Consider the following 21,191-nt stretch of genomic DNA (forward strand, 5'->3'; position numbering starts at 1 on the left):
TTCTATTTTTTTATGAATTTACTCCTGTTTCAACCATGACAAAACCCTTTGTTTTAAAAGAACATATTTTTACTTTTCTGTTCTGGCTTGTTTTTACCTTTGTATTGTGGTGCAACTTTCAGACTTCTACAGAAAAATACCTGGCGATGCTCCAGGCTATTATTATTGGTATCGGTTCTTTTACTTTTACTCACTTTTTAACCAATAAACTGCTCCCAAAAGCATTGAGGGCTAAAAAGATGAAGCGATTCCTCATTCAGACCATTATGGTTATTTTCTTACTGAGTCTGATATTTTCTTTCATTTTTACCTATCTTGAGGAATTTCCTAAAAATCACCTTCCTGAAAGATTTGTAGATCATTTACCCATTTTATGGCAAGGATTTTATATGTCTCTGCCAGCCTCATTTCTTATCAATGGCTCTGCTTGCGGAATTAAGTTCTACAAAGAACACGGAAGAATAGAGCGTGATCATATCCTTCTTCAGCAGGCCCATCTGGAGAATCAACTTAAATTATTGCAGGATCAGATAAATCCTCATCTGGTTTTCAATATTATGAATCACATCCACATTCTGATGAAAACAGATACCCAACTTGCCGATTTTCTTCTGATGAAATTTTCGGATATTCTAAGATATCAACTCTATCACTGCAATCAGCCACTCGTTCCTTTAGACAAAGAGGTTGAATATCTTCAGAATCTGGTAGAAGTGGAAAAATTACGTTGGGGAAATGAACTTGATGTAAAAGCCAGCTGGGATATCAGGAATAAAAAAGCGGATATCGCCCCTCTTCTGTTGGTTCCTTTTATTGAGAATGCTTTTAAATATGTATGCCGACTTCCCGGGCACAAAGGGTATGTAAAAATTTCCTGTACCGAAGAAAATGAGAAGCTCTTCTTTTATGTTGAAAATTCATACACCGATATGACGTTATACAAAAAGAAAGACGGCGCCGGAGGAATTGGTCTTCAAAATGTAAAAAAACGTTTAAAACTGCAATATCCTGACTCCTATGATCTTAAAATTGAGTCCAATGAACAGGTTTACACCGTAACTTTAACCTTAGAATTATCCAAAGAAAATGAGCAGTAATATGATTCCTAAAATGAAATGCCTGATTATAGATGATGAACCGCTGGCAAGATTCCATCTTAAAGAATTAGCGGATCAGATTGATTTTCTTTCTGTGGAAGGGACCTGCGCCACAGCCCTGGAAGCCGATGCCAAAGTAAAGGAAAGTGAAATAGACCTTCTTTTTCTGGATATCAATATGCCATATCTGACCGGTCTCGAATTTCTTGAGCAGCTGGAAAATCCACCTTTATGTATTTTAACTACCGCGTATTCTGAATATGCGTTGGAAGGATTTCGTCTGCAAGTGGTCGATTACCTTTTAAAACCGATTGCTTTTAATCGCTTTTATCAGGCGGTAAATAAAGCCCAGCAGCAATTTATCATCAATGAAAAATTGAAAAAGAACACCCTTTTAGATGATCCTTTTCTCTATGTAAGACAATCCGATACGTTTATTAAAGTTTCGTGGGTAGATATTTTATACATTGAAAGTATGCAGAACTATACAAAGCTTCATTTTAAAGATAAATCTCTTGTAATCCATCAGACGATGAAAGCTATAGAAGAATCTTTACCGTCGGAACATTTTTTCAGAATCCATAAATCGTTTTTAATCAATATCACCCATATCGATATGATCTCCGGAGGCCGTTTATTCATCAATAAAACAGAACTTCCGATTTCCCGTACCCGAAAAGAAGAACTGCTGAATCAGGTAGTGTATAAAAAACTAATCAGCAAATAAAAAACAGAGGTCGGAAATGAGAAGCTGTATCATTTCCGACCTATTTTCTTTTATTAAGGTAAATTCCAGCGTAAGGCTACCGCGACATAAAATGTACTGGCAAAGCGTGGATCCGCTACTTTCTTGTCTTTAAAAATACTGGAAATCTTCCGGTCGCTTTCGCTGAAGCTTCGGATTAAAGTCGTTCCTCCGGTAAGACGAAGAGCCAACTTATCATTCAGCTGTATCTCAGGTCTTAATCCTGCGGTTATTTGCTGGTAGCCCAGAAGGGTAGATTTTCCGTCTTTGTTTCTTTCTACAGACATTCCACTGAGATTGACAACAGCTTTTAAAGCAAATTTATCCGTGAACTGGTAGCCGGCTTCCATTCCTTCCGGGAAGTTGATATTAAACTTGATCTTTCCATTGGTTTTCCAATCAAAATAAATCCATGGCAAAACCATAGGAGCACCAAATGCAGTTGTAAGAACGGGACCTCCTCCTAATGCCAGATTGGGGTTAAAATGTCTTATAAACAAAATACCTCCCTGTCCCAGTACGTCATTAAAGTCAATTTTTTCAAGATCGGTATACACCCCTACCGTAGCCGTCATCATCATGCTCCACTTCTTTCCCAAAGGTCGAATATGCTGTATTCCCACCTGTGCATTCAGCATTTGAGCAGGAAACAACTGATTTTCATAGTTTTTGTGTGACATTTTTGCGTACGACCCGCCAAGCAGCATAGACCATGCCCGGATTTTCCCGTTGGTGTCTTTTTTTACCGATAAAGGAATGCTCAGGTTCAGATCAACTCTTTTAAAATCGCTTTTAGAATTTGTTTTTACACTGTCCTCCGGACGGATATAACTTGAAAAAGGAATATATTCCGTTTTAAGCTCCGCAGATATTCCTGTCTGGGCACTGATCCAGTATCCCACAGGAAGAAGACAGCAAAAAGCTGTCAAAAGACTTCTCTTCATAATTTAAATTTTATGCAAAGAGAGCCTATTGCCTGTTTGTTACAAAAAATACTTGATTAAGTGTCTGAATGATTTGACCAAGAGAGAAAATGGCGGGACAAAATTAATTTTAAAGACAACTTTGGGTAATACGATGAATTTTTGTTTTAAAAAATATATCTGAAAATAGAACCGTCAAGCAATAAAAATTCTAATTAATATGATCAGCCACAAAAGAGGAATGACTGAATTAAGTTTAACAGAATCTAAAAATTGCTATGAAATCGTTAATCAATTCAGATAAAATATCTCTATTTGGAGATTTATATTATTTTTATATTTATTTTTGTAAAAAAACCGACATGAAAAAAAATATCTTACTAAGTATTTTAATTACATTGTTTTGTTTTGCTTTTATCCCGGCCAAGCAATTTATCTTTTCCTCTTTTAAGCAAGATAATGAGGTTCCTTTAGCGGGAAATTCCTTCATTACCTATGCACCTGCGGGAGCTCCTGAAGTCATTACCGGAAATGGACTTGGAAACTGGATAAATGCCAATACCATTACAAGTACCTACTTTAAAGTGGGAAATTCCGGAATGTTGACTTTAAGTTTAAAAGCTAAAGTTCCTTCGGGAAGCAGCACCATAAAGGTTACTGTAAACGGAACATCGAAAAACATCACCATTACCGGCTCTTCTTATGCTGTACATCCTGTGGGAAACTTTAATGTCTCTTCCGGATATGTGAAAGTAGATTTACAGGGAATAAATAAAACCGGAAACTATTTTGCAGATGTTTCACATGTGGTCTTTTCCGGATCTTCATCAACTTCTGCAAATGTTTATTCTAATGATCCCAATTATTACTATTGGGCAAGAAGAGGGCCATCATGCCATCTGAATTATAAGATTCCTACCAATTCCAACGTATCTTACTATTATAATGAAGTAACCATTCCGGTGGGACAAGACAAGATAGGCTCATACTTTATGGCCAACGGATTTAAAGAAGGCTATTTTGGAATTCAGGTAAACTCTCCTACAGAAAGAAGAATTTTATTTTCGGTATGGAGTCCCTTTTCTACCGATGACCCTAATAATATTCCTGAGGATCATAAAATAAAACTCAATTGTAAAGGTGATGGTGTCATTACAGGAGAGTTTGGTAACGAAGGATCCGGGGGGCAAAGCTATCTGCAATACAATTGGCAAGCAGGAATCACCTACAAATTTCTTTTAAAAGGAGAACCTGACGGGACAGGAAAAACTGACTATACAGCATGGTTCTATGCACCTGAACTAGGGGTATGGAAATTAATAGCAAGTTGGAAAAGACCATATACCACTACTTACCTGAAATCGTTCTATAGTTTTGTAGAAAACTTTAATCCGGACAACGGATATATGGGAAGGAGAGCCGAATATAGCAATCAATGGGTAAAAACACAGCAAGGACAATGGCTTCCTATCTCTCAGGCGACGTTCACTGCTGATGCTACATACACGGCTAATCAAAGAGTCGACGCCTATGGAGGAACGATCAATAATAAATTCTATCTGAAAAACGGGGGCTTTTTTAATGAATCAATCCCATTAAACTCACTATTTTCAGTAACAGCCCCAGGTCAAAGTCCTGATATTGATGTAAACAATCTTCCTTTTTGTAATCAATCCCTGTCAGCAACTAAATCAGATATTTCAAACAATTTTAAAATCTATCCCAATCCTGCGCTCAATTCTCTTTATATAAAGGATTTACAAAGTAAAGATCTAAACTATAAAATTTTTAACAGTGACGGTAAAGAGATCATGTCCGGAAAAACAGCAAAAAATGAAATAAAAATTTCACATTTACAAAAAGGCTGCTATTTCCTTACTGTACAGAACCAAAACACGTATAAGTTTATAAAAAACTAAATTGGCGGCATCGTTTGCTGATTTCATTTCGTAGTACGATTCCCCCCAACACTGTTTTACTTAACATCAATATTCAACTCAGGATTTTGTACTCCTATTCTTTTACTGCTAACTATACGATAAGCAAACCATACAGCAACCAGCGCAATCCCTGCCCGCGCAACCACCATTGGAATGATGGAATCTGCCTCTAGAAGTCCAAGTAATCCGGACATGATAAAAGTAACCATCAACTGCATAAATCCTAATAATGCAGCCGCTGTGCCTCTCCCTTCTTTAAATGGAGACAAGGCATGTGCGGATGTTATCGGAAACAAAATTCCTATTGCCAGCAATGATAAATACAGCATCATAATTTCCAGGATCACAGAAAAATTTCCCGCAGCAATAAGGATATGCAGCACACCTACGATCAATAGTATTGCTGTAGCGGCAAATAAAAGATTTGAATTGCTGATTCTCTTAATCAGTCTTGGAGTAATATAAGCTGCGGTAATCAGTGCTAATGAATTAAATGCGAATATAAAGCTGAACTCTCCGCTGGAAAATCCGTGAATTTCCATAAACAGGAACGGCGCATTTGAAATATAAATGATTAAAGAAGCAAACGCAATACTTCCGATCATCGTGCTGTTGATAAAGTCTTTATTGGAAATGATCATTTTCAGTTGATCTTTTAATCCTTTTTCATCCATAGCTTCATCAGGAAGATTGATTCTGGCGTTGGTTTCAGGAACATATTTATACACCATAAAGAATGTGATCAGTCCCATCATGCATAAAAAAGCAAACGAGCTGTTCCAACCCCAATATTTAAGAAATACACTACCTATCAATGGAGCAACAATGGGAGCAATACCACTGATCTGAGATTGTTGTGAAAAAATAGTGACCGATTTTTGTTTATCATAAAGGTCAATAATAATAGCTCTGCCGATAACAATCCCCGCACTTCCTCCGAATGCCTGCAGAAAACGCATTGCCCATAAAACATAGATATCTGAGGTAAAATAAATGGCAGTAGCGCCTATGATAAATAATAAAAGCCCACAATACAACATTGGTTTACGACCTTTTTTATCCGATAATGGTCCCCACAATAACTGCCCGAATGCAAACCCGGCAAAGAACACCGAAATAGAAATCTGGATATGCCCGATGTCGGTATTAAAAATTTTGGCCATGCTCGGAAAAGCAGGAAGATAAAGATCGATACTTAATGACTCCAACGTGTTGAGTAGTGCTAAGATAAACACTACAATATTTAACTTCTTCATAATAATTGTAAGCCTTTACAGCCTATTTTCAGTCTGCAAAATTCACTAAAAAACTAAAAGCTTACAATAAAATAAATGAAGGAAGACTAGCACAAACTGAGGATTAATTCATCTATTCATAGTAAATTCATCCACCTCACATCAAAATCAACGGAACATTCTGAGGATTAGTTATTTCCAGATTTAAAGCCGTCCGGATTCTGCCCCGCATGTTTTTTAAAGAAACGGGAAAAGTAAGAGGCATCTCTGAATCCCAGCTTAAAAGCAATTTCTTTCACTGTTAAGGCTCCAAAACTAAGTTCCCTTTTGGATTCAAGAACAAGGCGCTGACTAATCAATTTCTTTACCGTTGTCCCTCTCAAAAGACGTACTATATCATTAAGGTGATGGGGACTTATTTTTAATTTTTCAGCATAAAAAGCTGTTTCCCGATGCTGTATATAATGTTTCTCAATAAGCCCTATCAGCTCCTGAATACGTTGACGGTCATTCAATAAAGGTTCTTGTGGATTAATTTGCTCTCCGATGATAATACAAAAAGCTTTCAGATAGGTCTTCAAAAGTTCGGTTCTTGCAGCTCCTTTATATTCCTGCTGGATCAACAGCATGATGGTATGGCAGGTTTGTTCATTTTTCGGATCCAGAGGAAAAGGAAGCGTGCCTCCTGTAAGTACTGATTCTATATCGCATGCTTCGTTGAAAATTTCCTTACTTATTGCCATGGCATATCCCTCCTCTCCTTCTATTTTCATGTTGAATACCTGCCCCGGTGCAATAATGCATATTTGATTGTTCTCAACGGTATAGCTTTCAAAGTCCAATTCTAAGCGACTGTTTTCATAGACTTCTCTGAACCAGATAATTTCAAAAAAATTATGACGGTGAACATCATGAAAATTTTCAGGGCCTGCTGCACTCAGTGTACTCATTTGAAACTGCTCAGAGGTCAGATGGTGAACTGGTATTTCTTTTTCTGGTATCATCACTGTATCTTAAAATCGTTAGGCAATAAACAAAAACCACAGCAAAAAAAATGCTGCGGCTTTCTACAATATTTAAAATTAAATGTAATTTTATTCACTTTGGTTACCTAAAAAGGCATCCCATCCCTGAGCAGTAAGGGCCACCAATTGGTTGGATCCTCTTGCTACCATAAAGTTTCCTTCTTCTTTTTCTACCGCATGTCCTATAATGGTAAAATCAGGATGGTTTTTAATTTTATCAAAATCATTCGGAGAAATGGTGAATAATAATTCATAGTCTTCACCACCGCTCAATGCTGTCATGACAGGATTTAAATTCATTTCATCCGCCGTAGAAATCGTAAGATTATCCAGTGGTATTTTTTCTTCATACAATCTGAATCCTACTTTCGACTGATCGGAAAGATGAAGAATTTCAGAAGCCAGACCATCGGAAATATCAATCATAGAAGTTGGTCTGATATCCAATTCTTCTAAAATATTTTTAACATCGGTTCTTGCTTCAGGTTTCAACTGTCTTTCCAGAATATAGTCATAGCCTTCCATTTCCGGTTGCATATTCGGGTCAGCAAGGAACACAGCATGTTCTCTTTCTAATATCTGTAATCCCATATAAGCCCCTCCCAAATCTCCTGTTACCACAAGAAGGTCATTCGGTTGAGCACCACTTCTTTTTACAATATTTTCATCATTCTCAATTCCTACTGCAGTAATACTCATTACTAATCCTGAATTGGAACTTGTCGTATCCCCTCCGATCAAATCTACTTTATATCTTGCACATGCCGCCTGGATTCCGGAATAAATTTCTTCCAACGCTTCCACCGGAAAACGGTTTGACACTGCCAAAGACACGAGAATCTGAGTAGGAACAGCATTCATTGCTGCAATGTCACTAAGGTTAACAACAACAGCTTTATACCCTAAATGCTTCAACGGAACATAGCCCAGATTAAAGTGTACCCCTTCTGCCAGCACATCTGTCGTAAGAACTACTTTTTTATTTCCAGGATTAATAACGGCCGCATCATCTCCCACTCCCAGTTCAGAAGATTCGTTGGATAATGGAAAATACTCTGTCAAGTGCTTGATCAGACCAAATTCTCCTAGTTTTGAAATGGGCGTAAGCTCCTGTGATTTATCTTCAAACATACACTTTTATTTATAGGCTTATTTCTGCCGGATCAATATTATTTGGGTGGAAAGGGAATTTTTTGAAATCTTCTCTTGACAGCACCACCGTTTCCGGGCTTTTATATTTATTCATTGCTTCCACTACATCATCCGGTGGAGTGGTCATTTTTCTTAGCATCATATCGATCCATACTCCTGTCGCTTCTGCTGTTGCACAATGTTGCCCATCAGGAGTATAAAACTTATGAACAAAACGGTAGATAGAAGAATCTTCTGCGCATCCATCTATTTCTACACTTACAATCACAATCTGATCCGCATAGATTTCCTTGAAAAAAGAGTATCTCTCATGCAGAATTACCGGGCCAATTCCCCATCTGCTGAGCTGTGTAACCCCCATTTTCTCTTTGGTCATAAAAGCCATTCTGGCTTGAGCACAGTATTGTACATAGGATGAATTGGCCAAATGCTTATTGGCATCAAGATCACTCCATCTCACTTCAAATTTATGGTAGAAAATCATATGAAAATCGTTTTTAGTATAATTAAAATTATAATCTTCAAAAATACTCAAATAAGATGGTTTATAAAAATTGTACTTTTGAAAAAATAATCTTCAGCATAGGATTACATATACATGAAACAGATCATCATTATCGGAGGCGGGGCTGCAGGCTTTTTCTGTGCTTCCAACCTCGACGAAAAGAAATATAATATCACGATTCTGGAACAGAACTCTGATGTCCTTCAGAAAGTTAAAATTTCAGGCGGCGGTCGTTGTAATGTCACCCACGCATGCTTTGACCCAAGGGAGCTTGTACAGTTTTACCCAAGAGGAAATAAAGAACTACTGAGTGTTTTTACCAAATTTCAGCCGGGAGACACCATGGAATGGTTTGATAACCGTAATGTTCCGTTAAAAATTGAAAATGACAACAGAACTTTCCCTGAAAGTAATTCTTCGCAAACCATCATCAATACATTCCTGAACGAGACTCAGAATAAAAATGTGGTGGTCAAAACAAAATGCTCGGTAAAAGAAATTGAAAAACAGAATGAAAAATACCTTATAAAGACCAATTCAGGGGATTTTGAAGCAGATTATGTGGTTTACACTACCGGAAGTTCTCCAAAATCTTTAAAAATTGTCGAAAATCTTGGTCATAAGATCATTGATCTGGTTCCTTCTTTGTTTACCTTCAATATTAAAGATGACCTGTTGAAAGACCTTCCGGGAACAAGCTTTGAGAATGCAGGAATTTCAATTCCGAAACTGAAAACAGATGAGAGCGGACCGCTTCTCATTACACATTGGGGGCTCTCCGGACCTGCTGTTTTGAAAATTTCTGCCTGGGAAGCCATCAGTTTGGCGAAACTTAAATATAGTTTTGAAATTGAGGTTAATTTCATTTCAATACCCATGGATGAAGCAGAAGAGATTTTTCAGGATTTTAAACAAAATAATCCTAAAAAGAGCATCGGACAGTCAAAGGTATTTGATATCACCAACAGATTCTGGCAAAAAATACTTGAAATTTCAAAGGTCGATCTCAATAAACAGGTGGCCAATATTTCCGGGAAAGAAATGCAGAAAATTCTCGAAAACCTTTGCAAAAAGAAGTTCCAGGTTACCGGAAAATCTACTTTTAAAGATGAGTTTGTAACAGCAGGAGGGATTGATTTAAAGGAAATTAACTTTAAAAACATGTCCTCAAAACTGCTTTCTAATTTTTATATTGCAGGAGAAGTTTTAAATATAGATGCCGTAACCGGAGGTTTCAACTTCCAGGCATGCTGGAGTGAAGGATGGCTGATTGCACAGGATCTCAACAACTTATAAAATTATCATTCAAAGAACAATAACCCCATGAAAAAAACACTATTTCTACTGTTCTCACTGGGATCTGCATTATGTTTTTCACAGACAAAGGAAACTGAAGCACCACTCACACAAGATCATTCCAGAGACCGTTATATTCCGCAAGAACATAAAGCTGCAGAATATCCCGGCGGTATTAATGTCTTTATGATGGAGGTCGCCAGAAAAATAAGAACCAATAAAATTAAAGGAGCAAAAGGAAAGGTAAAATCCAACGCTAGATTTTCTGTTAATGCCACAGGAAATATTGAAAAAGTCTATGTAACAGGTGATAACGAAGATTTCAATAAAGAAGTCGAAAAAGCCATTACCTCTATGCATAAGAAATGGAAACCAGAAGAATACAAAGGAACTCCTGTACTAAGCTGGTATAACCTTCCATTTTCAATTAATTTTGATTAACTAAATGCTTACAGTCAAAAAAAATATCTCTTTATTCTTTAGAGTCCTTTTGATCCTAGGATTTGGATATTTTTTTTGGCTGATGCTCAAAATCACACTGGAGTATATTCCTCTTGATCCTAATGTCAGTTTTTTAATGATCAAGCAAACAGAAGTTGGACAAAGACCGGAATACCTCAGCTTTTTTTACACTCATGTCTATACCAGTATTTTTGTACTCTTTACGGGTTTTTTGGCTATCCTCAGGAAAGATTTCGGATGGAAAAGCTTCCATAGGAATATGGGGAAAATTTATATTTTTCTCATTCTGATTCTGGCGGCTCCTTCAGGAATTTATATGGGGTTCTTTGCCAATGGCGGAATACTATCCAAAATTTCTTTTGTCATTCTTGGGATTTTATGGTGGTTTTCAACCTTTAGAGCCTATCAGCTGGCAAGGCAAAAAAAGTTTACTCAGCACAAACAATGGATGTGGCGGAGTTTTGCTTTTACTTTCTCAGCCATCACCTTAAGAATGTGGAAAGTTATTATCGTATATTTATTCCATCCCAATCCTATGGATGTATATCAGATCATTGCGTGGCTGGGCTGGATTCCCAATATCCTTTTAATTGAATACTTAATCACAAAAAAACATCTATGAAAACTTTACATTACACCCTTATTTCCATGCTGGCACTCTCTTTACTGAGCTGCAAAAAAGATGGGAAAATCAATGAATCAGGAAAGGATTCCTTAACCGCAAAAAAAGACTCTGTGGTCATTCCTGAAATTCATAAGGAATATTACGGGATCTATACCGGTGATTTTGCCGGAATGGAAAAGATGATTGACGATTCTGATGGATCCGAATTTGAAGCAAATATGTATAAAAAAATCTCTCTAAAGATCAACAGGATTACAAATGACAGTGTATACGGCCAAAGCATCGTTAACGGGAATCAGCGTCCTTTCAGAGGGGTTTTCAATGAAACCTCAAAATCTTTTGTACTGGATGAACCGGGAAATGATAAAACAGATGGGAGATTTGAAGTAAAACTCAATGGGGACAGTTTAACCGGAAAATGGAATGCCTTCAATAAAACAGCGGTAAAAGCACCGGTAAAAACCCTTAAATTAACGAAAAAAGAGTTTGTCTATAATCCGAATTTCATGTTGGATAAAGACTCTAACCTCGTAGACTGGTCTAATCCTAAAGACTTTGTAGAAAAATATACGGACTCCGATACAGGAAAAACAGAAAGCTACACAACCTCCAAAAACCGTGTTGCCTCTGACGCAGTCTTCAGATTAAATGCATCTAAGCAAAAACTCGCGGAAAAAGATCTTAAAAATTTAAGAAAACTGGATCTTGAAATCATTAAAAACTCTGTGTTTGCAAGACATGGCTATTCTTTCAAGAAGGAGACATACAGAAACTTTTTTGAGCAAACAGATTGGTATATTCCCGTTTCAAATAATGTAGATAATGAGCTTTCTCCTTTAGAAAAGGAAAACGTTGCTCTCCTGAACCGCTTTACGAAATATGCGGAAGATAAATATGATAGTTTTGGAAGATAGATGAGAAGAAGAATGAAAAAATTTATGATAGTAAGTACCCTGTTATGGGCCGCATTTTTTGTAAAAGCCCAGCAGAATTCCGGAATTCCTCCTCACACTGAAGAGAAACCTAGCTCTCAGATTGAAGATAAGGGACCTGAATTTCCGGGGGGAATGATTGCCTTTCGAAATGAATTTGTAAGCCAGTTCCGATCTCAGGTTCTGTTGGCCGCAGGGGTTAATGAAGCATCAGCTGTTGCAACATTTGTCATTGAAAAAGACGGCAGTATGTCTAATATTACCATGGAATCCAATAGCAATCGGGCGATTAAAGATGAATTCATAAAAGCACTGAAAGAAATAAAAACAAAATGGATTCCAGGAGAAAAAAATGGAGAAAATGTACGGGTAAGGGTTAGACAGCCTTTAGTATTTAAAACCTCTAAATAGAACCCATATAGATCTATAAAGCCTTCAATTCTTTTGAAGGCTTCATTTTTACGCCTATATAAAGTAACAGACAACCTGCAACATAACACAGAATATCAATCCATGAAAAAGCATTACCAATTACGATATACATTATACTTCCTGGACGGAAGCCTAATTTCTCAGCAATATGAAAATATTGGGCAAATTCTACAATGCACGAAAAGATTAATATTCCGAGAATAAGTTTCTGGTCGTCCACTTTAATGCAACTTTTAACCAGGGTATACAGAAGAATAACAACAATGACATCTCCCAGATAGGCTCTTACGAAAAAAATATCTTTCAGTTTTGTCGCAATCAAAACTTCTATCAGAAAAATACATAGGGACAAAATGAAATATGTAAGACTAAATTTAAATTTCATTGTTATTGAGTTCAGCTTCGTTTTTCTTGTAATATGAGGAAAAATAATCATAAAAAATCGGTATTCAGAGAACACCGATTTTTTATAATCCACAAATATATTTATTTCTTTGCTTTTATGGTGCATCCAATGGCAACCGTTTTTGTCATTTTCACCGGCTCTCCCTTGATAAGAGCGTTTACCGCATCCTGAGCATAATATTCTGATACATCACCCGGGTTATCATAATTGTTGTCTATTGCTCCAATGTATTTAACTATATTTTTGCCATTCTCTTTTTGCAGTACAAATACATGTGGGGTTTTTGTAGCGCCGTATTGAGGATATACTTTTTGCCCCTCATCTACTAAATACGGGAAAGTAAAGCCTTTCTGCTTTGCCCGTTCAATCATTTGCTGATAACCGTCTTCAGGTTGTACATTAGGATCATTAGGATTAATGGCAATCACAGGATATCCCTGAGATTTATATTTTTTATCAAGTTCAATAATTCTGTCTTCGTATTTCTTTGCATAGGGACAGTGGTTACAGGTAAATATTACAATGAAGCCTTTAGCGCTTTTAAAATCACTTAAAGAAACCATTTTTCCATCGATATTTTTAAGCTTAAAATCTGTAGCCTCATCCCCTACTTCATAGCCTTTTTTAGCAGATACGGTTTCCTTTACAGGTATATTGTTATCACCATTTTCGGTGGTAAAACTTAAAAGCCCCAATCCCATTAGGAATGCACTTAATACTATTTTCATATTTTTCATAATAGATCGTTTATTGTAAATTTTCTGTAATTGTTTTTTTAAGTTCTTCTTTACTCATTTCGCCATCATTGAACTTTATTTTCTCTCCGTTTTTATAAAACAGGGTAACCGGAATATTGCCATCCCACTCTTTTTCAAACTTAGGGATCCAGGTATTCATTCTTTTGATGTCATCAAGAAGAATAACCTCAGCTGTAATGTTTTTATTTTTGATAAATTTTAATACCCTTTCTTTGTCTGCCAGCCTGTCTAAGGATACCAGAAACATTTTAAATTTAGCATTTCCGGAATATTCATTATTAATTTCCATAAAATGAGGGAGCTCCTTTACACAGGGGGCGCAAGTGGTTGCCCAAAAATTTACCACAACAAGGTGTTCTTTTTCCCGCTGAATCCTTTTCTCCAGGTCTTCATATTTCATAACGGGAACTTCAGTTTGCTGGGCTTTGCAAATTATACAAAACAAAAATACCGCAGATATCTTTATCAAAGTTTTCATACTCAAAATTAACAAACGCTTCCTTTCTTAATGAGTATCAATCTGTTAAACTTTGTTAATAATTTCAATAATTATATTAATTTCCTTCACTAACTGTTGAGTTATTTGAAATAAAATGTATATTAGCTTACCATCAAATTAAAAATACCATGAAAAAATTAAACATTCTAAAAAGAAAACTTACAAAATCTGAATTAAAAGAAATCAATGGAGGCACATCTCCCGCTTGCTTTAGGGGATTCTGTATGGTACCGGGATCGGATGACCTGTTCAGAGGTTTTGTAGGACAAGACGGATTCTGTTGTTAACCAAAATATTAAATTAAAACTACTATGAAAAAATCAAACATTCAAACAAAAAAACTCACTAAAAAAGAGATGAAAGAAATCAGCGGCGCAAGACCTTTTTGCCCATTGGTTGTAAGCTGTTTTGATCCTAATACGGGTCAGGAAATGTTTAGCGTTCATGGGATCCAGGATGGACCTTGTTGTTAAGAATTAAAATCTACCCAATCCCAATTAATTATGAAAACGATAAACATTCAAAAAAGAAAACTTAACAAAAAAGAGTTGAAAGAAATTAAAGGAGCTGGTCCGGAATGCCCTGTTGTATTCAGTTGCTTTGACCGCAATACAGGCGAGGAGCAAATAGGAGTACCTGGTATTCAGGATGGACCTTGCTGCTAAGTATGATTAATACCACAAAAATGGCCGGAAATTTCTCCGGTCATTTTTAGCATAAATCTTATCTCATCCATCAAATTAAAATTATTATGAAAAAGTCAAACATTCAAACAAGAAAACTGAGTAAAAAAGAATTGAAAGAAATCAAGGGCGCAGGTCCTGTCTGTCCTATTGTCATTAGCTGTACAGATAGAAGAACTGGCAAGGAACGTTCCGGCGTACCGGGAGTCCAGGATGAATTTTGCTGTTAATCAGCTTTTTTAAACACTCAACAATTTAAATAAAGCCATTATGAAAAAATCAAACACCGAAAAAAGAAAACTTTCAAAAAAGGACTTAAAAGAGATCAACGGAGGAGCTGGTACTTGCGCAGAAGGACTTTGTAAGCTCAGAGGAGTCCCTAGTCACTTTATGATTATTGGTCCTGTTGGTAAAAACGGATACTGTTGCTAAACAGTATAATTAAAAAAAATGATTGGATTATCCTCCAATCATTTTTTTTATCGCATTCAGCTTCATTAAAGCTTCAATGGGCGTCAATGTATTGATATCAATCTTGGTAAGTTCTTCACGAATGTTCTCCAGAACGGGATCATCCAGCTGGAAGAAAGAAAGCTGCATATTTTCTTCCGTTACTCTTTTAATATTTTCTGAAGCTCTGTCACCTTGAGTTCTGCTTGCTTCGAGTGTTTTAAGAATTTCATTGGCTCTGTTGACCACTTTGGCAGGCATTCCTGCCAGTTTAGCTACGTGAATACCAAAACTGTGTTCACTGCCTCCCGGAATCAGTTTTCTCAGGAAAATAATATTTCCCTTATTCTCCTGAATAGATACGTGGAAGTTTTTCACTCTTTCAAAATTCACTGTCATTTCATTCAGTTCATGATAGTGGGTTGCAAATAGTGTTTTAGCCTGAGTAGGATGCTGATGAAGATATTCAGCGATAGCCCATGCGATGGAAACCCCATCATAAGTAGAAGTTCCACGTCCTATTTCATCGAGTAAAATAAGACTGCGTTCCGAAATATTGTTCAAAATATTGGCTGCTTCATTCATCTCAACCATGAAAGTAGATTCTCCCGCTGAAATATTATCGGTAGCTCCTACTCTTGTAAAGATCTTATCCAGCAATCCGATCTCAGCATGCTTTGCAGGCACAAAACTTCCAATCTGAGCCAAAAGACAAACAATGGCAGTCTGGCGTAAAATGGCAGACTTACCGGCCATATTCGGCCCTGTCACCATAATGATCTGCTGTGAATCTTTATCCAGAAAGATGTCATTAGGAATATACTTTTCCCCCAAAGGAAGTGCATTTTCTATAATCGGATGCCTTGCTTCTTTTAAATCAATAGCATATCCGTCATTGAGAATAGGTTTTGTATAGCTTTCAGATACAGCAAGTTCAGATAATCCTCCTGCAACATCAAGTTGGGCAATAATATTAGAATTCCCTTGAATCTGATCAATATAAACCATAGCTTCAGAGCACACATTTCTGTAGAGTCCATTTTCTAGCACGCCTATTTTTTCTTCGGCCCCAAGAATCTGGCTTTCATATTCTTTTAATTCTTCGGTAATATATCGTTCCGCATTGACGAGTGTTTGCTTTCTTACCCAATCAGCAGGAACCTTATCTTTATGAGTGTTCCTCACTTCAATATAATATCCGAAAACATTATTAAAATCAATTTTAAGGCTGGAAATTCCTGTTCTTTCAATTTCTCTCTGGCACATTTCATCCAGAAAACCACGCCCCTTACTCTGAAGATTTCTCAATCTGTCCAGTTCTTCAGAAACACCTTCTTTAATGATATTTCCCTTAGCTACAGCTACCGGAAGTTCTTCATTAAGATTATTTTGCAAAAATTGAATCAGTTCATTAAGATCAAATAAAGGATCCAGCCATGCCAACACATCCGCATACGGATGCAACAACGCCTTGATTTTATGTATGTTAATTAAACTCTGACGAAGGTACCCTAATTCTTTAGGCGAAATTTTTTCAGCAGCCAGTTTTCCCATGAGTCTGTCCAGATCGGAGATGGACTTTAACAACTGCCCAATCTCATATTTGAGGCTGTCATTTTCATTTAAGAAATCAATCAGAGATAATCTTCTTGCAATTTCATCTACTGATTTTAAAGGGAGAATAATCCTCCTTCTCAACAACCTACCCCCCATGGGAGTTGATGTTTTATCAATAATATCTAAAAGAGACTTCCCTTGTGGATTGCTTGGATAAACAATTTCAAGGTTTCTTAAGGTAAAATTATCCATCATCAGGTAATCTTCCTGAGGAATAATCTGCAGTTTTGTAATATGTGCCAGCAGATTATGATGGGTATCTTCCACGAGATACGCAAAAATAGCTCCTGCTGCGGTAATCGCTAAAGGCTGATTTTCCACCCCAAATCCTTTTAAAGAATTGGTTTTAAAATGGTTGGTTAATTTTTCGTAGGCGAAATTATACTGAAAAGCCCAGTCTTCAAGCTTAAAGGCATTTTTATTTTTAATCTGTTCCGGAATCTGTGTACTTCTCTGGTAAATAATCTCGCTGGGATCAAAGGTATTGACGATGTGTAACAATTTTTCCAGATTGCCTTCACTTACTAAAAACTCGCCGGTAGAAATATCAACCAGAGCAAGTCCATAGCGCTCTTTTTCTTTATGCAGGGACAACAAAAAGTTGTTCTTCTTCGAATTCAATACCTGATCATTGAATGTTACTCCTGGAGTTACCAGTTCTGTCACCCCTCTTTTTACAATTCCTTTGACCATTTTAGGGTCCTCCAACTGATCACAAATGGCAACTCTCATCCCTGCTCTTACCAGTTTCGGAAGATAGGAATCTATAGAATGGTGCGGAAAACCCGCCAGCTCCACACTTCCTTCTCCATTATTCCTTTTGGTAAGAACAATACCCAGAATCTGAGATGTTCTCACAGCATCCTGCCCAAAAGTTTCATAAAAATCTCCCACTCTGAAAAGTAAAAGCGCATCAGGGTATTTTGCCTTGATGGTATTATACTGAGTCATTAATGGAGTTTCCTTCTTCGATTTTGCCATAGTAAAAAATGAGCCCCAAATTTAGAAAAATAAATTCAGGGTTAAGGAATTGTTTCGGGGTTTACTTTGCTCCTACTTTTTCCTGTCAGGAATTAATCGTATTTTCACCATAAAATAAAACCCATGCAATTTCCTGTTTTAGAGACTGAAAGACTTATTTTACGACAGCTTACCCTTAATGATTCTGAAGATCTATTTGAGTATTTTTCGCAGGATCATGTGATGGAATACTATGATCTTGAAGCATTCAAATCGTTGGATGATGCCCGGAATATTATTGAACACTTCAACAGTGAATTTGATAAAGGAAAAGGGTTCCGCTGGGCATTGGAATTAAAATCTGAAAATAAAGTTATCGGTACATGTGGTTATCACAATTGGTATCGTGAGCATTTCAGAGCAGAGATCGGCTATGAACTTAATCCTCTGTTCTGGAGACAATCGTTGATGAAAGAGGCTATTCTTCCTATTCTAACATTTGGATTTGAAAGCATGCAGTTACACCGTGTAGATGCATTTATTGATCCTTCCAATAGTTCCTCTGAGAAACTTTTAACTTCTTTAAGTTTTCAGGATGAAGGAACTATGAAAGACTATTTCTTTGAAAAAGGAAAATTTGTAGATGCAAAACTTTTTGGATTGATTAATAAATAAAGTACTATTTTAAAGCTGGAAGCCAGAAGATCGAAGCTGGAAGTTACTGTTCGTCTGTAAATTTCTGAATATCACTTATAAAAAATTATTAAAGGATTTAAAATTTGTTTTATCGACTCCGACAACGTCCAGCTTCCAACTTCCACCCCTACAATTTTCCCAAATGTTGGTCTAATGCTTCTGCACTTTTCTTATGTGCCCATTTCTGCTTGTAATCTACCCATTTAGCTTTAAAAAGTTTACGCATGAGTTTATCGGTATACCTCATGATGAAAACATGATACAGCATATTGGCAAAAACATTCGGTTTATTGGGTAAAGCTCTTAATGATAAGGAAAACCCGGGTTCCAGATATCTGTTGAAGTGCCAGAATGCTCCCGGTATAAAAAGAGCATCTCCATGTTCCATAAAAATTTCATACCCTTTCGCATATTGCAATGCTGGAAATTTTTCATAATCAGGGTTCTCATAATCCACTTCATAAACAGTGTGAACCGACAATGGAACTTTATATAAGAATGCTGATTGTTTCTGGTCGAATAATAAGATTCTTTTCCTGCCTTCAAAATGGATGTGCATAAAATCACCGAGATCTACATCATAATGCATCAGAACATGTGCTTCACTTCCTCCGAAAAATAAAGTCGGTAATCTTTTAAAAAACTTTATTCCCAGGTCCGGATATGTGAAATTTTTCAATAATTCAGGGAGTCTGTCTGTAATAATATAGAAGAAAATACGAAGATCAGAAGGAGCAGACTTTATGGTATCTATATAGTCTTTCATTTTCATATGTGTTACCGGTGCATCTGAGCTTTTAGCAGCATCAGCAGGTTTATTGTCATATAAAGGGACTTCCTGATCACCGGCTTTTTCTTTGATATAGGCCAGATTCCATTTGTCAAAAGCTTCCCATCGACTGGCGAAATTCTTAATCAAAAGGGGCTTCTGCTTCTTAAAATAGTTTTTCTGAAAATCTTCTTTACTGATATCATTAACAACATCTACGTTTTCGAGGATCATGTACTTTGTATTTAATGCGAAATAAAAATAGGTTTTTTTTTGAAATCAGTGAAAATTTTAAAAGGTGAAATCAGGACATACAAGACCGATAAGCGACAGACAAACAGAGAAGACCACATAGGTATTTACATTGACATCAAAATGTGACCTCCCGGAAAAGCCATATGGGTTCCTGTAATCAGACACTAACTGAAAAAAAATTATATTTGTCGTACTAAGTAAATTTATGAGAGTCTACAATACCAAACATTTCATTAAAATCCTTTTCAGTCTGCACAAAAGCGATACTTTAAAAATCTTATTTCCAAGTATGATTTTGGTAGGGCTTTATTCATGGGGCATTCAGTATCTGGAAGTAGAATATCTGCACCTTACCACAAAATCCGGAGTTAGCAACGTGGGAATGATTCATTCTTTATTGGGATTTGTACTTTCTTTACTTCTGGTATTCAGAACGAATACAGCCTATGACAGGTGGTGGGAAGGTAGAAAGCTTTGGGGTAAACTGGTCAATGACACCAGAAATTTTGCGATTAAAATCAACACTATTTTGGGAGATAATCGTCAGGATGCTGAGCAGATTTCAAGATATTTAAAGTTTTTCCCTCACTTTTTAGCCAAGCACCTGTCAAAAGAATCGACAAGGCTGGCTTTGGATGGAGACTATTCTGAGATTGAAAAATCACTTCAAAACCACGGCCCAAGTGAAATCATTATTCTTTTATCTCACAAACTGAACCAATTAAAAAAAGAAGGTAAAATTTCTGAAGTAGAAATGCTGTATTTAGATACACAGCTTTCGGGGTTTCTGGATGTATGCGGTGGTTGTGAGAGAATAAAAAACACTCCGATTCCCTATTCCTACTCTTCTTTCATTAAAAAGTTTATTATTCTTTATGTTTTTGCCCTGCCAATTGCCTACGTAATTACAATCGGATTATTCATGATTCCTCTTACTGTTTTTGTGTATTATGTATTGATGAGCCTTGAACTGATTGCTGAAGAGATTGAAGATCCTTTTAATAATGATGAAAATGACATTCCGATGGAAACACTAGCGCAAAATATCGAAAAGAATGTACATCAGATTATGATCAGAAAATAAAAAATCAAGCTTTTAAAGCTTGATTTCTTTTAATTCGCCATCCTGTTTTATTTCTACAAATTTGCTTTCCCTGTTGGCGGCAGAATAGCCGTAGAAAAATGTATTATAAATAGGGGTAGAGTATAAATAACCTCCCATACCATTGTAGGTGTCTGTTGTTCCTGTTTGTTTCTGATAACTTGCTGTTGCCGTGAAATTGATAATCGTTTCAAGATAATATTTTCCTGGTTTCAGTTTTTCAAACTTAAATCTGCCCCGGTCATCCGTTAATGCTTCTACTCTGTATTTAAAAGCTTCTTCAGACATGTATACCGTTGTCTTTTTGTTTTCGTACTTTCTCCTCATATCATAAAACTCCTGAAAATAAGGGGTTACCGGAAAAAGCATGATTACTGTTCCTTGCCTCGCATAATGCTTTTCTCCAAGTAAGGGTTTGATTCCCCAGTTGTTTTTTTGTTTTGTGGAGGCCACTCCTTCAATCGACGAATTTCCGAATCCCAGCATGTCTCGGGCTAATTTTTTATCAAAAAACGCTTGAGGATAATAAGTGTTCTGAGCATAGGTGCAGGTGAAACTCAACATCAATATGAATAAGATAATGAATTTTTTCATAGTATATTTTTGAGCCAAATATAAGTATTTTAG

26 protein-coding genes are annotated in these 21,191 nt (G+C 36.5%); 15 read left to right on the plus strand and 11 right to left on the minus strand.

Features of this window, described 5'->3' with window-relative positions:
- Positions 1 to 35: 35 nt before the first annotated feature.
- Entirely contained in the window at positions 36 to 1,097 is a 1,062-nt protein-coding gene (locus tag C1631_RS17950) for a sensor histidine kinase (RefSeq protein WP_103247115.1), read from the plus strand.
- Positions 1,087 to 1,824, plus strand: coding sequence for a LytR/AlgR family response regulator transcription factor (locus C1631_RS17955; RefSeq protein WP_103247103.1), 738 nt, complete (start codon positions 1,087 to 1,089; stop codon positions 1,822 to 1,824). The genes C1631_RS17950 and C1631_RS17955 overlap by 11 nt, the downstream gene beginning before the upstream one ends.
- A 53-nt stretch (positions 1,825 to 1,877) precedes the next feature.
- On the opposite strand, the gene C1631_RS17960 is transcribed toward C1631_RS17955, so the two are convergent.
- Entirely contained in the window at positions 1,878 to 2,786 is a 909-nt protein-coding gene (locus C1631_RS17960) for a DUF6268 family outer membrane beta-barrel protein (RefSeq protein WP_103247104.1), read from the minus strand.
- A gap of 341 nt (positions 2,787 to 3,127) precedes the next feature.
- Between C1631_RS17960 and C1631_RS17965 the strand changes: the two genes are divergently transcribed.
- A complete protein-coding gene (locus C1631_RS17965) occupies positions 3,128 to 4,684 on the plus strand; it encodes a DUF3472 domain-containing protein (protein ID WP_165828325.1) in 1,557 nt (518 codons plus the stop codon).
- A 56-nt stretch (positions 4,685 to 4,740) separates the two neighbouring features.
- Here C1631_RS17965 and C1631_RS17970 read toward each other — a convergent pair whose 3' ends face one another.
- The 4 genes from C1631_RS17970 to C1631_RS17985 all read right to left on the minus strand — a co-directional run bounded on the left by C1631_RS17970 (position 4,741) and on the right by C1631_RS17985 (position 8,601).
- Positions 4,741 to 5,961 carry a multidrug effflux MFS transporter gene (locus C1631_RS17970; protein WP_103247105.1) on the minus strand — a complete coding sequence of 407 codons (1,221 nt, stop codon included), beginning with the start codon at positions 5,959 to 5,961 and terminating at the stop codon, positions 4,741 to 4,743.
- A 167-nt stretch (positions 5,962 to 6,128) separates the two neighbouring features.
- The gene (locus C1631_RS17975; protein WP_103247106.1) at positions 6,129 to 6,944 is read right to left on the minus strand and encodes a helix-turn-helix domain-containing protein; all 816 of its coding nucleotides are present in this window, start codon (positions 6,942 to 6,944) and stop codon (positions 6,129 to 6,131) included.
- 90 nt (positions 6,945 to 7,034) lie between these two features.
- Positions 7,035 to 8,096 carry a thiamine-phosphate kinase gene (thiL, locus tag C1631_RS17980; protein WP_103247107.1) on the minus strand — a complete coding sequence of 354 codons (1,062 nt, stop codon included), beginning with the start codon at positions 8,094 to 8,096 and terminating at the stop codon, positions 7,035 to 7,037.
- A 10-nt stretch (positions 8,097 to 8,106) separates the two neighbouring features.
- On the minus strand, positions 8,107 to 8,601 hold the full coding sequence (locus C1631_RS17985) for an acyl-CoA thioesterase (protein ID WP_103247116.1): 495 nt from the start codon (positions 8,599 to 8,601) through the stop codon (positions 8,107 to 8,109).
- A 114-nt stretch (positions 8,602 to 8,715) separates the two neighbouring features.
- Here C1631_RS17985 and C1631_RS17990 point away from each other — a divergent pair, with 114 nt between their 5' ends.
- The 5 genes from C1631_RS17990 (at position 8,716) to C1631_RS18010 (ending at position 12,348) form a co-directional block, all read left to right on the plus strand.
- Complete coding sequence (locus C1631_RS17990; protein WP_109713624.1) at positions 8,716 to 9,918, plus strand: BaiN/RdsA family NAD(P)/FAD-dependent oxidoreductase; 1,203 nt, start codon at positions 8,716 to 8,718, stop codon at positions 9,916 to 9,918.
- A 27-nt stretch (positions 9,919 to 9,945) separates the two neighbouring features.
- Positions 9,946 to 10,359, plus strand: a complete 414-nt coding sequence (locus C1631_RS17995; protein ID WP_103247108.1) for an energy transducer TonB — start codon at positions 9,946 to 9,948, stop codon at positions 10,357 to 10,359.
- An 82-nt stretch (positions 10,360 to 10,441) separates the two neighbouring features.
- Complete coding sequence (locus C1631_RS18000) at positions 10,442 to 11,002, plus strand: DUF2306 domain-containing protein (RefSeq protein ID WP_228441335.1); 561 nt, start codon at positions 10,442 to 10,444, stop codon at positions 11,000 to 11,002.
- Positions 10,999 to 11,919 carry a YARHG domain-containing protein gene (locus C1631_RS18005; protein WP_103247110.1) on the plus strand — a complete coding sequence of 307 codons (921 nt, stop codon included), beginning with the start codon at positions 10,999 to 11,001 and terminating at the stop codon, positions 11,917 to 11,919. The genes C1631_RS18000 and C1631_RS18005 overlap by 4 nt, the downstream gene beginning before the upstream one ends.
- 24 nt (positions 11,920 to 11,943) lie before the next feature.
- Positions 11,944 to 12,348 carry an energy transducer TonB gene (locus tag C1631_RS18010; RefSeq protein ID WP_165828326.1) on the plus strand — a complete coding sequence of 135 codons (405 nt, stop codon included), beginning with the start codon at positions 11,944 to 11,946 and terminating at the stop codon, positions 12,346 to 12,348.
- 13 nt (positions 12,349 to 12,361) lie between these two features.
- Here the strand turns inward: C1631_RS18010 and C1631_RS18015 are convergent, their stop codons facing one another.
- The 3 genes from C1631_RS18015 to C1631_RS18025 all read right to left on the minus strand — a co-directional run bounded on the left by C1631_RS18015 (position 12,362) and on the right by C1631_RS18025 (position 13,933).
- The gene (locus C1631_RS18015; RefSeq protein ID WP_103247117.1) at positions 12,362 to 12,754 is read right to left on the minus strand and encodes a ribosomal maturation YjgA family protein; all 393 of its coding nucleotides are present in this window, start codon (positions 12,752 to 12,754) and stop codon (positions 12,362 to 12,364) included.
- A gap of 101 nt (positions 12,755 to 12,855) precedes the next feature.
- Positions 12,856 to 13,512, minus strand: coding sequence for a thioredoxin family protein (locus C1631_RS18020; RefSeq protein WP_103247112.1), 657 nt, complete (start codon positions 13,510 to 13,512; stop codon positions 12,856 to 12,858).
- Positions 13,513 to 13,522: 10 nt separating this feature from the next.
- Positions 13,523 to 13,933, minus strand: coding sequence for a TlpA family protein disulfide reductase (locus C1631_RS18025; RefSeq protein ID WP_228441338.1), 411 nt, complete (start codon positions 13,931 to 13,933; stop codon positions 13,523 to 13,525).
- Between the two features lie 227 nt (positions 13,934 to 14,160).
- Here C1631_RS18025 and C1631_RS24160 point away from each other — a divergent pair, with 227 nt between their 5' ends.
- From C1631_RS24160 to C1631_RS24180, 5 genes are all read left to right on the plus strand, one after another.
- Positions 14,161 to 14,319 (plus strand): hypothetical protein, encoded by a 159-nt coding sequence (locus C1631_RS24160; RefSeq protein WP_165828327.1) that lies wholly within the window; start codon positions 14,161 to 14,163, stop codon positions 14,317 to 14,319.
- A 24-nt stretch (positions 14,320 to 14,343) separates the two neighbouring features.
- Positions 14,344 to 14,505 (plus strand): hypothetical protein, encoded by a 162-nt coding sequence (locus C1631_RS24165; protein ID WP_165828328.1) that lies wholly within the window; start codon positions 14,344 to 14,346, stop codon positions 14,503 to 14,505.
- Positions 14,506 to 14,535: 30 nt separating this feature from the next.
- Positions 14,536 to 14,697 (plus strand): hypothetical protein, encoded by a 162-nt coding sequence (locus C1631_RS24170; protein WP_165828329.1) that lies wholly within the window; start codon positions 14,536 to 14,538, stop codon positions 14,695 to 14,697.
- Between the two features lie 86 nt (positions 14,698 to 14,783).
- Positions 14,784 to 14,945, plus strand: a complete 162-nt coding sequence (locus tag C1631_RS24175) for a hypothetical protein (protein WP_165828330.1) — start codon at positions 14,784 to 14,786, stop codon at positions 14,943 to 14,945.
- A gap of 40 nt (positions 14,946 to 14,985) precedes the next feature.
- Positions 14,986 to 15,147, plus strand: a complete 162-nt coding sequence (locus tag C1631_RS24180; protein ID WP_165828331.1) for a hypothetical protein — start codon at positions 14,986 to 14,988, stop codon at positions 15,145 to 15,147.
- Between the two features lie 27 nt (positions 15,148 to 15,174).
- Here C1631_RS24180 and mutS read toward each other — a convergent pair whose 3' ends face one another.
- Positions 15,175 to 17,763 carry a DNA mismatch repair protein MutS gene (mutS, locus tag C1631_RS18030; protein WP_109713628.1) on the minus strand — a complete coding sequence of 863 codons (2,589 nt, stop codon included), beginning with the start codon at positions 17,761 to 17,763 and terminating at the stop codon, positions 15,175 to 15,177.
- A 123-nt stretch (positions 17,764 to 17,886) separates the two neighbouring features.
- On the opposite strand from mutS, the gene C1631_RS18035 reads away from it, so the two are divergent.
- Positions 17,887 to 18,417, plus strand: a complete 531-nt coding sequence (locus tag C1631_RS18035; RefSeq protein WP_103249737.1) for a GNAT family N-acetyltransferase — start codon at positions 17,887 to 17,889, stop codon at positions 18,415 to 18,417.
- A 148-nt stretch (positions 18,418 to 18,565) separates the two neighbouring features.
- Here C1631_RS18035 and C1631_RS18040 read toward each other — a convergent pair whose 3' ends face one another.
- Complete coding sequence (locus tag C1631_RS18040; RefSeq protein ID WP_109713630.1) at positions 18,566 to 19,441, minus strand: cupin-like domain-containing protein; 876 nt, start codon at positions 19,439 to 19,441, stop codon at positions 18,566 to 18,568.
- A gap of 226 nt (positions 19,442 to 19,667) precedes the next feature.
- Here C1631_RS18040 and C1631_RS18045 point away from each other — a divergent pair, with 226 nt between their 5' ends.
- On the plus strand, positions 19,668 to 20,546 hold the full coding sequence (locus tag C1631_RS18045) for a bestrophin family protein (RefSeq protein WP_103247249.1): 879 nt from the start codon (positions 19,668 to 19,670) through the stop codon (positions 20,544 to 20,546).
- A 12-nt stretch (positions 20,547 to 20,558) separates the two neighbouring features.
- Here the strand turns inward: C1631_RS18045 and C1631_RS18050 are convergent, their stop codons facing one another.
- Positions 20,559 to 21,158 (minus strand): hypothetical protein, encoded by a 600-nt coding sequence (locus C1631_RS18050; protein ID WP_228441341.1) that lies wholly within the window; start codon positions 21,156 to 21,158, stop codon positions 20,559 to 20,561.
- Positions 21,159 to 21,191: the final 33 nt, after the last annotated feature.

Origin of the sequence: Chryseobacterium phosphatilyticum (assembly GCF_002899825.2) — a bacterium.
Classification (GTDB): Bacteria; Bacteroidota; Bacteroidia; order Flavobacteriales; family Weeksellaceae; genus Chryseobacterium; species Chryseobacterium phosphatilyticum.

Excerpts from the sequence above, each read along its gene's own strand:
- C1631_RS17965 (WP_165828325.1), top strand. The coding sequence starts at position 3,128 with ATGAAAAAAAATATCTTACTAAGTATTTTAATTACATTGTTTTGTTTT.
- C1631_RS18005 (WP_103247110.1), top strand. The coding sequence starts at position 10,999 with ATGAAAACTTTACATTACACCCTTATTTCCATGCTGGCACTCTCTTTA.
- C1631_RS24180 (WP_165828331.1), top strand. The coding sequence starts at position 14,986 with ATGAAAAAATCAAACACCGAAAAAAGAAAACTTTCAAAAAAGGACTTA.
- C1631_RS17985 (WP_103247116.1), bottom strand. The coding sequence starts at position 8,601 with ATGATTTTCTACCATAAATTTGAAGTGAGATGGAGTGATCTTGATGCC.
- C1631_RS18020 (WP_103247112.1), bottom strand. The coding sequence starts at position 13,512 with ATGAAAAATATGAAAATAGTATTAAGTGCATTCCTAATGGGATTGGGG.
- C1631_RS17960 (WP_103247104.1), bottom strand. The coding sequence starts at position 2,786 with ATGAAGAGAAGTCTTTTGACAGCTTTTTGCTGTCTTCTTCCTGTGGGA.
- C1631_RS18040 (WP_109713630.1), bottom strand. The coding sequence starts at position 19,441 with ATGATCCTCGAAAACGTAGATGTTGTTAATGATATCAGTAAAGAAGAT.
- C1631_RS18015 (WP_103247117.1), bottom strand. The coding sequence starts at position 12,754 with ATGAAATTTAAATTTAGTCTTACATATTTCATTTTGTCCCTATGTATT.
- C1631_RS18045 (WP_103247249.1), top strand. The coding sequence starts at position 19,668 with ATGAGAGTCTACAATACCAAACATTTCATTAAAATCCTTTTCAGTCTG.
- C1631_RS18050 (WP_228441341.1), bottom strand. The coding sequence starts at position 21,158 with ATGAAAAAATTCATTATCTTATTCATATTGATGTTGAGTTTCACCTGC.
- C1631_RS17975 (WP_103247106.1), bottom strand. The coding sequence starts at position 6,944 with ATGATACCAGAAAAAGAAATACCAGTTCACCATCTGACCTCTGAGCAG.
- mutS (WP_109713628.1), bottom strand. The coding sequence starts at position 17,763 with ATGGCAAAATCGAAGAAGGAAACTCCATTAATGACTCAGTATAATACC.
- thiL (WP_103247107.1), bottom strand. The coding sequence starts at position 8,096 with ATGTTTGAAGATAAATCACAGGAGCTTACGCCCATTTCAAAACTAGGA.
- C1631_RS17990 (WP_109713624.1), top strand. The coding sequence starts at position 8,716 with ATGAAACAGATCATCATTATCGGAGGCGGGGCTGCAGGCTTTTTCTGT.
- C1631_RS18035 (WP_103249737.1), top strand. The coding sequence starts at position 17,887 with ATGCAATTTCCTGTTTTAGAGACTGAAAGACTTATTTTACGACAGCTT.
- C1631_RS17950 (WP_103247115.1), top strand. The coding sequence starts at position 36 with ATGACAAAACCCTTTGTTTTAAAAGAACATATTTTTACTTTTCTGTTC.
- C1631_RS24170 (WP_165828329.1), top strand. The coding sequence starts at position 14,536 with ATGAAAACGATAAACATTCAAAAAAGAAAACTTAACAAAAAAGAGTTG.
- C1631_RS18010 (WP_165828326.1), top strand. The coding sequence starts at position 11,944 with ATGATAGTAAGTACCCTGTTATGGGCCGCATTTTTTGTAAAAGCCCAG.
- C1631_RS17995 (WP_103247108.1), top strand. The coding sequence starts at position 9,946 with ATGAAAAAAACACTATTTCTACTGTTCTCACTGGGATCTGCATTATGT.
- C1631_RS17955 (WP_103247103.1), top strand. The coding sequence starts at position 1,087 with ATGAGCAGTAATATGATTCCTAAAATGAAATGCCTGATTATAGATGAT.
- C1631_RS18025 (WP_228441338.1), bottom strand. The coding sequence starts at position 13,933 with ATGAAATATGAAGACCTGGAGAAAAGGATTCAGCGGGAAAAAGAACAC.
- C1631_RS17970 (WP_103247105.1), bottom strand. The coding sequence starts at position 5,961 with ATGAAGAAGTTAAATATTGTAGTGTTTATCTTAGCACTACTCAACACG.
- C1631_RS18000 (WP_228441335.1), top strand. The coding sequence starts at position 10,442 with ATGCTCAAAATCACACTGGAGTATATTCCTCTTGATCCTAATGTCAGT.
- C1631_RS24165 (WP_165828328.1), top strand. The coding sequence starts at position 14,344 with ATGAAAAAATCAAACATTCAAACAAAAAAACTCACTAAAAAAGAGATG.
- C1631_RS24160 (WP_165828327.1), top strand. The coding sequence starts at position 14,161 with ATGAAAAAATTAAACATTCTAAAAAGAAAACTTACAAAATCTGAATTA.
- C1631_RS24175 (WP_165828330.1), top strand. The coding sequence starts at position 14,784 with ATGAAAAAGTCAAACATTCAAACAAGAAAACTGAGTAAAAAAGAATTG.